This is a genomic window from Kitasatospora sp. A2-31, from assembly GCF_022288725.1.
GTDB lineage: Bacteria > Actinomycetota > Actinomycetes > Streptomycetales > Streptomycetaceae > Kitasatospora.
The window spans coordinates 145233-155583 of record NZ_JAKNTA010000005.1; the positions used below are offsets into that span (position 1 = coordinate 145233).

2 protein-coding genes are annotated in these 10351 nt (G+C 72.7%); both read left to right on the plus strand.

Translation table 11 applies throughout. From position 1 onward, the window contains the following. Nucleotides 1-8210 (plus strand): SDR family NAD(P)-dependent oxidoreductase (locus tag MCM47_RS15670; RefSeq protein ID WP_374209137.1); only part of this gene is annotated, 8210 nt, incomplete at its 5' end. Between the two features lie 8 nt (nt 8211-8218). Then, nucleotides 8219-10351 (plus strand): type I polyketide synthase (locus MCM47_RS15675; RefSeq protein ID WP_374209138.1); only part of this gene is annotated, 2133 nt, incomplete at its 3' end.

Sequence of the window (10351 nt, forward strand, 5' to 3'; positions counted from 1 at the left end):
GGTTCGCGGACGGTGTGCGGACGTTGCACGAGGCGGGGGTGCGCCGGTTCCTGGAGTTGGGGCCGGATGGTGTGCTGACCGCGATGGCCCGCCAGAGTCTGGACGAGCTTGGTGTGCAGGACGCCGTGCTGGTTCCCGCGCTGCGGGCCAAGCACGCCGAGGTGGACACCTTCGTCCGCTTCCTGGGGCAGGCGCATGTGGCGGGTGTGGAGGTGGACTGGTCCGCGTTCTACAGGGAGACGGGTGCGGTCCGGGTCAAGCTGCCGACGTATGCGTTCCAGCGGGAGCGGTACTGGCTCGCGCCGGGCAGCGGTGCGGGGGATGTGGCGGCGGCCGGGCAGTCCCGGATCGGGCATCCGGTTCTGGCGGCGGCCGTCCAGGTCGGTGACCGTGACGAGTGGGTCCTGACCGGCCGCCTGTCCACCGACACCCAGCCCTGGACCGCCGAGCACCTGCTCTTCGGCACGGTCGTCGTGCCGGGGACCGCGCTGGTTGAGCTCGCGCTCGCCGCCGGTCGCCGGGTCGGCACCCAGGTGGTGGACGAGCTGGTGCTGGAGGCGCCGTTGGTGCTGTCCGATGACGTGGCGCTGCAGGTCCAGGTGACGGTGGGTCCGGCTGCGGCGGACGGTCGGCGTGAGGTGGCGATCTACACCCGCCCGGAGCACGGTGACGACGACGAGCGGGAGGCGGTCTGTCACGCCCGTGGCCTGCTCGGTCCGGATGCCGGGCCTTCGGAGGCGTGGCCGGCCGAGTGGCCGCCGGCGGCGGCCGAGCCGCTTCCCGTGGACACGCTGTACGCGGGTCTGGCCGACCTGGGTTATGACTACGGGCCGGTCTTCCAGGGGGTTCGGGCGGCCTGGCGCGAGGGCGACCGGACGTATGCCGAGGTGGAACTGCCGGGTGACGGCGGTGGCGAGGGCTTCGGCATCCACCCGGCCCTCTTCGACGCCGCCCTGCAGAGCGCCGTCATCATGCTGACCGGGCGCGACGGAGACGGGCACCGGATGCCTTTCAGCTGGACCGGGGTCCGGCTGGAGCGCGAGGGCAGTTCGCGCCTGCGCGTCCGAGCCGTCGTGACCGGCGACTCCTCCGTACGCCTCGACGCGATCGACGAGTCGGGCGACGCGGTCGTGTCCGTGCGGTCCATCGTGGTGCGCCCGGTGGAGCAGGCACGGATCGACCACGCCCAGCGCGGACAGCAGAGCCCGCTCCACCAGGTGGAGTGGACGGAGGTCACCGCCGCGTCGTCGCCGACGCCGGTGCGGGTGGCCGTCCTCGGTGACGGGTTCGCGGACCTCGACGCGGTGGAGCGGGCCATGGCCGACGGCGCCGAAACGCCTGCGGTCGTCGTCGCCCCGTTGGAGACCCCGGCGGGCGATCCGGCGTCGGCGTCGCGTGAACTCGCAGCGGCCGCGACGGCGCTGGCACAGCGGTGGCTCGCGAGCGAGTGGCTCGGGGAGGCACGGCTGGTCGTCGCCACCCGTGGCGCGGCCGCCGTGGGCGCAGAGGTGCCGGACGTGGCGCAGGCTGCGGCGTCGGGCCTCGTGCGCAGCGCCCAGGCCGAGCACCCCGGCCGCTTCGTGCTGGTGGACCTCGACGAACAGGGCCTCCCGGACTGGGGCACGGTGCTCGCCACCGACGAGCCGCAGCTCGCGGCCCGTGGCGGCCGGCTGTTCGCGCCGCGGCTGGTGCGGGTGTCGGCGACGCCGCGCGCGCTGCCCGTCCTCGACGGGCCGGTGCTGGTCACCGGTGGTACGTCCGGTCTGGGTGCGCTGTTCGCGAAGCACCTGGTGGAGCGCCACGGCGTCACGGACCTGCTGCTGGTGAGCCGGCGCGGTGCGGCGGCGGAGGGTGTGGCCGAGCTGGTGGCGGAGCTGGCGGCGGCCGGCGCGACCGCGCGGGTCGAGGCCTGCGACGTCGCGGACCGCGACCAAGTGGCGCGCGTCATCGGCTCGTTGGAGAAGCCGCTCACGGCGGTCGTGCACGCGGCCGGTGTGTTGGACGACGGTGTGATCGAGTCGATGACCGCCGACCAGATCGAGCGGGTCATGCGGCCCAAGCTCGACGCGGCGTGGCACCTGCACGAGCTCACCGCCGGCATGGACCTGGCGGCGTTCGTGCTCTTCTCCTCGGTCGCGGCACTGATCGGCAGCCCCGGTCAGGCGAACTACGCGGCGGCCAACGCAGCGCTCGACGCGCTCGCGGTCAAGCGTCGCGCCGACGGCCTGGCCGCCACGTCCCTGGCCTGGGGCCTGTGGGCCGAAGCCGGCGGCATGACCGGGCAGCTCGGCGACGACGAGATCGCCCGGCTGGAGCGGATGGGCGTCGGCGCCCTGACGGCCGAGACGGGCCTGGACCTGTTCGACCAGGCGCTGGCCCGCGACACCGCCCTGCTGGCGCCGGTGAAGCTGGACGCGGCCGCGCTCCGTTCGCAGGCACGGGCGGGGCTCCTCCCCGCCGTCCTGCGCGGCCTGGTCCGGATGCCGAACCGCACCGCCGGATCCGGCGGCTCCCTGGCGGAGCGGCTGGCCGGGCTGGCTGAGGCCGACCGGGAGCGGTTGGTGCTGGAGCTGGTGCAGACGCAGGTCGCTGCGGTCCTCGGGCACGCCACCGGTACGGCGCTCGATCCCGACCGGGCGTTCAAGGATCTCGGGTTCGACTCGCTGAGCGCGGTCGAGCTGCGCAACCGGCTGACCCAGGCCACCGGGCTCCGACTGCCCGCGACGCTGGTCTTCGACCACCCGAGCCCGGCCATGGTCGCGCGGCTGGTCCTGGCCGAGGCCGGCGGAGCGACCGAGGGGCGGCAGCGGTCCGCGACGCGTTCGCGGCGCACCTCCGTCGACGAGCCGTTGGCGATCGTCGGCATGAGCTGCCGCTACCCGGGCGGGGTGACCTCGCCCGAGCAGCTGTGGGACCTGTTGGCCGCCGGGCGGGACGCGATCACGGGCCTGCCCACCGACCGCGGCTGGGACCTGGAGCGGCTCTACGACCCGGACCCGGACCAGCCCGGCAAGATCTACACGCGCGGCGGCGGCTTCCTGGACCGGCCGGGAGACTTCGACGCGGAGTTCTTCGGCATCAGCCCGCGTGAGGCCCTGGCGATGGACCCGCAGCAGCGGCTGGTACTCGAGGCCGCGTGGGAGGCGTTCGAGGACGCCGGCATCGACCCCACGACGCTGCGCGGGAGTGACACGGGCGTCTTCTGCGGCGCGGTGACCGCGGACTACGGCGGTGTCACGAGCTCGGAGCTGGAGGGCTACCGTCTGACCGGCACCACCATGAGCGTGCTGTCGGGGCGCATCTCCTACACGCTCGGCCTGGAGGGGCCGGCGGTCACGGTGGACACGGCGTGCTCGTCGTCCGCCGTGGCGCTGCACATGGCCGTCCAGGCGCTGCGCTCCGGCGAGTGCTCGATGGCGCTGGCGGGCGGCGTGACGCTGATGGCCGGTCCGTACCTGCTGACCGAGTTCAGCCGTCAGCGGGCGTTGTCGCCGGACGGTCGCTGCAAGGCGTACGCGGGTGCGGCGGACGGGACGGGGTTCTCGGACGGTCTGGGTCTGCTGGTGGTGGAGCGGCTGTCGGACGCCCGTCGCAAGGGTCACAACGTGCTGGCCGTGATCCGCGGGAGTGCGGTGAACCAGGACGGTGCGAGCAACGGGCTGACGGCGCCGAACGGGCCCTCGCAGGAGCGGGTGATCCGCGCAGCGCTGGCGAATGCGGGCCTGGACGCGGCGGACGTCGACGCGGTCGAGGGCCACGGCACGGGCACGAAGCTGGGTGATCCGATCGAGGCCCAGGCGCTGCTGGCGACCTACGGCCGGGAGCGCGCGGGTGACCCGCTCTGGCTCGGGTCGTTGAAGTCGAACATCGGACACACGTCGGCTGCGGCGGGTGTCGGTGGTGTGATCAAGATGGTGATGGCGATGCGGCGCGGCGTTCTGCCGCGGACGCTGCATGTGGACGAGCCGTCGCCGCACGTGGACTGGGCTTCGGGCGCGGTCGAGTTGCTGACCGAGGCGCGGGAGTGGCCCGCGGTGGACAGGCGTCCGCGGCGTGCTGCGGTGTCGTCGTTCGGTGTGAGCGGCACGAATGTGCACGTGATCCTGGAGGAGGCTCCCGCGACTGAGCCGTCGGTCCGGGGTGTGGAGCTTCCGGTCGTGCCGGTGGTGGTGTCGGGCAAGTCCGAGGCGGCGTTGCGTGAGCAGGCCGAGCGGCTGCGGGCGCACCTCCTGGCGGAGCCGGGTGCCTCTTTGACGGATGTCGGGTACTCCTCCGTGGTCTCGCGGGCGCAGTTGGATGCCCGGGGTGTCGTGGTCGCCGCCGACCGCGATGAACTCCTTGCGGGTCTGGCCGCGTTGGCTGCCGGTGATCCGGTGGCTCAGGTGGTCGAGGGTCGTGTGGTGGCGGGTCGGCCGGTGTTCGTGTTCCCGGGGCAGGGGGCGCAGTGGGCCGGTATGGCGGTGGAGTTGTTGGATTCGTCGCCGGTGTTCGCTGGTCTGGTCGCGGAGTGTGATGAGGCGCTGTCCGCGTTCGTGGATTGGCGTGTTGTGGACGTGCTGCGCGGGGTGGAGGGTGCGCCGTCGCTGGAGCTGGTGGATGTGGTCCAGCCGGTGTTGTGGGCGGTGATGGTCTCGCTGGCCGGGTTGTGGCGTTCGTTCGGTGTGGAGCCGTCGGCGGTGGTGGGTCACTCGCAGGGGGAGATCGCGGCGGCGTGTGTCGCGGGTGGTCTGTCGTTGGGGGATGGTGCCCGGGTGGTGGCGCTGCGTAGTCGTCTGGTGCGGGAGCGTCTGGCGGGTCGTGGTGGCATGGTGTCGCTGGCGGTGGCGGTGGAGCGGGCCGAGGAGTTGTTGGTTCCGTTCGGTGGTCGGGTGTCGGTGGCGGCGGTGAACGGGCCGGCGTCGGTGGTGGTGGCGGGTGAGCCCGCGGCGTTGGACGAGATCGTGGCCCGGTGCGAGGGGGAGGGTGTTCGGGCGCGGCGGGTGGCGGTGGACTATGCGTCGCATTCGGCGCAGGTCGAGGCGATCGAGGAGGAGCTGGGTCGGGTCCTGGCTTCGCTGACGCCGGTGTCGGGGAGTGTGCCGTTCTACTCCACTGCGGTGGGTGGGTTCGTGGACACGGCGTCGTTGGATGCCGGGTACTGGTACGGGAACCTGCGGGGCCGGGTGGGTTTCGAGGCGGCGGTGCGGGCGCTGGTGGACCAGGGTGCGGGCTGCTTCGTCGAGATGTCCCCGCACCCGGTGCTGGGTCTGGCGCTTGAGGGCACGCTGGCTGCGCATGGTGTGGCGGAGCGGGTGGGTGTGGTCGGGTCGTTGCGGCGTGGTGAGGGGGGTTTGCGGCGGTTCGCGTTGTCGCTGGCCGAGGCCTTCGCGGTGGGTGTGGCGGTCGACTGGTCGGTGTTCTACAAGGAGACGGGTGCGGCCCGGGTCAAGCTGCCGACGTATGCGTTCCAGCGGGAGCGGTTCTGGTTGATGCCGGGTTCCGGCAGTGGTGATGTGTCCGCGGCGGGTCTGGTGCGGGTGGATCATCCGGTGCTGGGTGCGGCGGTGCGGGTGGGGGATCGGGACGAGTGGGTGTTCGCGGGGCGGATGTCCCAGGAGACCCAGCCCTGGACCCGTGACCACGTGGTGTTCGGGTTGGTGCTGGTGCCCGGTGCTGCCTTGGTGGAGCTGGCGTTGTCGGCCGGCCGTCAGGTGGGTTGTGAGGTGCTGGGCGAGCTGGTGTTGGAGGCGCCGTTGGTCCTGGAGGACGATGCGGTGCTCCAGGTCCAGGTCACGATCGGCGCGGCCGGTGAGGACGGGCGCCGCGAGGTCGGGGTGTATTCCCGTCCGGAGTCCGGCGAGGGCGACGAGGTCGAGACGACCTGCCACGGTCGTGGCTGGCTGACCGGGTCCGCCGAGCCGGTGGCGGCGTTCCCGCTCCAGTGGCCGCCCGCCAACGCCGAACCCATCCCCGTCGAAACGCTCTACTCCCGCGTGAACGACCACGCGCGACTGACCGACATCGGCTTCGACTACGGCCCCGCGTTCCGGGCCGTGCAGGCGGCATGGCGGGTCGGCGACGAAGTGTTCACCGAACTCGAACTGCCCGAGGTCGCCGGTGACCCCCAGGGCTTCGGCGTCCACCCGGCGCTGCTCGACTCCGCCCTCCACGGCGGGCTCGGCATGCTCGACCGCGGCGGTGACAACCCGGGCGGACTCCCGTTCTCCTGGTCGGGCGTGCGGCTGGACCGCACCGGACTGACCCGGCTGCGGGTGCGGATCGGCCTGGCCGGCGAGGCCGCACTGCGGCTCGACGTCGCGGCCGAGGACGGCACGCCGATCGCCAGGGTGGAGCGCCTCGACGTCCGACCGGTCGAGCAGGCCCAGCTCGAGGCGGCGCGACGGGGCGGGCAGCGTCCGCTCTACCAGCTCGACTGGGTGGCGGCTCCGGCCACCCCGGCGTCGTCGGTACGGATCGCCGTGCTCGGTGACGCCGAAGGGCCGGGCGAGCGGTTCGCGGACGTGGACGTGCTGGAGAAGGCACTCGTCGAGGGCGCCCGGGCGCCCGAGCTGGTCGTCGCAACGATCGCGCCGCCTGCGGGCGATGTGCACGAAGCGGCGCGCAAGGCCGCGACCGAGGCCCTGGCCCTGGTGCAGCGCTGGCTGGCGAGTGCCGTGCCGGCCGAAACCCGGCTCGCGGTGGTGACCCGCAATGCCGTCGCCGTCGGTACCGAGGCGGCGGACGTGGCGCAGGCTGCGGTACGGGGCCTGGTGCGGAGTGTGCAGTCGGAGCACCCGGGCCGGTTCGTGCTCGTCGACGTGGACCGGTCCGGTGCAGTGGACTGGGCGAAGGTGTTCGGCTCGGACGAGCCGCAGTTCGCGGTGCGTGGCGACCGCCTGCTCGTGCCGCGGTTGGGCCGCGCGGACGCGGCGGCCGGGGGCAGGGTGCTGGACGGGCCGGTGCTGGTCACCGGTGGTACGTCCGGTCTGGGTGCGCTGTTCGCGAAGCATCTGGTGGAGCGTCACGGGGTCCGTGATCTGGTGCTGGTGAGCCGGCGCGGTGCGGCGGCGGAGGGTGTGGCCGAGCTGGTGGCGGAGCTGGCGGCGGCCGGCGCGACGGCGCGGGTCGAGGCCTGCGACGTCGCGGACCGCGACCGACTGGCCCACCTGATCGACTCGTTGGAGAAGCCGCTCGCGGCGGTGGTGCATGCGGCGGGCGTGCTCGACGACGGTGTGATCGAGTCGATGACCGCCGAGCAGATCGAGCGGGTCATGCGTCCGAAGGTGGACGCGGCGTGGCACCTGCACGAGCTCACCGCCGGCATGGACCTGGCGGCGTTCGTCCTCTTCTCCTCGGTCGCGGCACTGATCGGCAGCCCCGGTCAGGCGAACTACGCGGCTGCCAACGCGGCGCTCGACGCCCTGGCCGCCAAGCGTCGCGCCGACGGCCTGGCCGCCACGTCCCTGGCCTGGGGCCTCTGGGCCGAAGCCGGTGGCATGACGGGGCAGCTCGGCGACGACGAGATCGCCCGGCTGGAGCGGATGGGCACCGTCGCCCTGACGGCCGAGACGGGCCTGGACCTGTTCGACCGGAGCCTCACGGCCGGCGCTGCTCTGCTGGCGCCCGTGCAGCTCGACCTGGGTGCGCTGCGCGCCCAGGCGCGGGAGGGCATGCTGCTCGCGCTGCTGCGCGGCCTGGTCCGGACGCCGGAGCGATCGGCCGAACCGTCGGGCCCCTCCCTGGCACAGCGGCTCGCGGACGTGCCGGAGGCCGACCGGGAGCAGGTCGTGCTCGATCTGGTACGGACGCACGCCGCGGCAGTCATCGGGTACGCGTCCGGGGCGGCCATCGACCCGGACCGGGCGTTCCAGGAGCTCGGCTTCGACTCCCTGGGTGCGGTCGGGCTCCGGAACCGGTTGACGCAGGCGGTCGGCGTCCGACTGCCCGCGACGCTGATCTTCGATCACCCGACGTCGAGGGCGGTCGCAACCCTGCTCCTCTCCGAGATCGGCGGCGTCGCCGCAGAACCGCCGATCGACGTGGAGCTGAAGAAGCTCGAGGACATGCTGGCCGGTGTCGAGACCGCCGAGAAGCAGCGCGTGGCGGGCCGCCTCCGCGCTCTGCTGGCCGGCCTCTCCGACAGCGGACAGGACACGAGCGGACAGATCGAGGCCGCCGCGACCGCGGACGAGGTCTTCAAGCTGATCGATGCCGAGTTCGGCGAGGCATGACAAGGACTGTGAACATGAGCGCTGGCAGCACCGAATCCGAAAACGAGAAGCTCCTCCGCTACCTCAAGCGGACGGCCGTCGATCTCAACGAAGCCAAGGCGCGTTTGCGCGAGTACGAGGACCGGGCCAACGAGCCGGTTGCGATCGTGGGAATGAGCTGCCGCTACCCGGGCGGGGTGACCTCGCCCGAGGAGCTGTGGGACCTCGTGGCCTCCGGCCGCGACGGCATGTCGCCAATGCCGTCCGACCGCGGTTGGGACCTGGAGCGGCTCTACGACCCGGACCCCGACCAGCCGGGAACCTCCTACTCGCGTGTGGGCGGCTTCATCGACGGAGTCACCGACTTCGACGCGGACTTCTTCGGGATCAGTCCGCGCGAGGCCACCGCGATGGACCCGCAGCAGCGGCTGCTGCTGGAGGCCGCGTGGGAGGCGTTCGAGGACGCGGGCATCGACCCGACGTCGCTGCGCGGCAGCGACACCGGCGTGTTCTGCGGTGTCGGCGCATCGGACTACGCCGTGGGCCCGGCAGGCAGCCTGCCCCAGGTCGAGGGGCTTCGCCTGACCGGTTCCACGTCCAGCGTGGTGTCCGGTCGTGTCTCCTACGTCCTGGGCATGGAGGGGCCGTCCGTGTCGGTGGACACGGCGTGCTCGTCGTCGCTGGTGGCGCTGCACATGGCGGCGCAGTCCCTGCGTTCCGGCGAGTGCTCGATGGCGCTGGTCGGCGGGGTCACCGTGCTGTCCGGGCCGTTCCTGTTCGTGGAGTTCAGCCGTCAGCGGGCGTTGTCGCCGGACGGTCGCTGCAAGGCGTACGCGGGTGCGGCGGACGGGACGGGGTTCTCGGACGGTCTGGGTCTGCTGGTGGTGGAGCGGTTGTCGGACGCCCGTCGCAAGGGTCACAACGTGCTGGCGGTGCTGCGCGGAAGCGCGATCAACCAGGACGGTGCGAGCAACGGGCTGACGGCGCCGAACGGTCCCTCGCAGGAGCGGGTGATCCGCGCAGCGCTGGCCAACGCCGGCCTGGGCGCGGCGGACGTCGATGCGGTGGAGGGCCACGGCACGGGCACGAAGCTGGGTGATCCGATCGAGGCCCAGGCGCTGCTGGCGACCTATGGCCGGGAGCGCGCCGGCGACCCGCTGTGGCTGGGCTCGATCAAGTCCAACATCGGTCACAGCTCCACGGCTGCCGGTGTGGCCGGCGTGATCAAGATGGTGATGGCGATGCGGCACGGCGTTCTGCCGCGCACGCTGCACGTGGACGAGCCGTCGCCGCACGTGGACTGGGCCTCGGGCTCGGTCGAGCTGCTGACCGAGGCGCGGGAGTGGCCTGCGTCGCCTGAGCGTCCGCGGCGCGCGGGTGTGTCCTCGTTCGGCGTGAGCGGCACGAACGCCCACGTCATCCTGGAGGAAGCCGCCGCCACCGAGCCGGCCCAGGCACCCGAGATGACCGACGTGCCGGTTCGGGGTGTGGAGCTTCCGGTCGTGCCGGTGGTGGTGTCGGGCAAGTCCGAGGCGGCGCTGCGTGAGCAGGCCGAGCGGCTGCGGGCGCACCTGATCGCCGAGCCGGGTGCCTCTTTGACGGACGTCGGGTTCTCGTCTGTGGTCTCGCGGGCGCAGTTGGATGCCCGGGGTGTCGTGGTCGCCGCCGACCGCGATGAACTCCTCGCGGGTCTGGCCGCGTTGGCTGCCGGTGATCCTGTGGCGAACGTCGTCGAGGGTCGTGTGGTGGCGGGTCGGCCGGTGTTCGTGTTCCCGGGGCAGGGGGCGCAGTGGGCCGGTATGGCGGTGGAGTTGTTGGATTCGTCGCCGGTGTTCGCCGGCTTGATCGCGGAGTGTGATGAGGCGCTGTCCGCGTTCGTGGACTGGCGTGTTGTGGACGTGCTGCGCGGGGTGGAGGGTGCGCCGTCGCTGGAGCTGGTGGATGTGGTCCAGCCGGTGTTGTGGGCGGTGATGGTCTCGCTGGCCGGGTTGTGGCGTTCGTTCGGTGTGGAGCCGTCGGCGGTGGTGGGTCACTCGCAGGGGGAGATCGCGGCGGCGTGTGTCGCGGGTGGTCTGTCGTTGGGGGATGGTGCCCGGGTGGTGGCGCTGCGTAGTCGTCTGGTGCGGGAGCGTCTGGCGGGTCGTGGTGGCATGGTGTCGCTG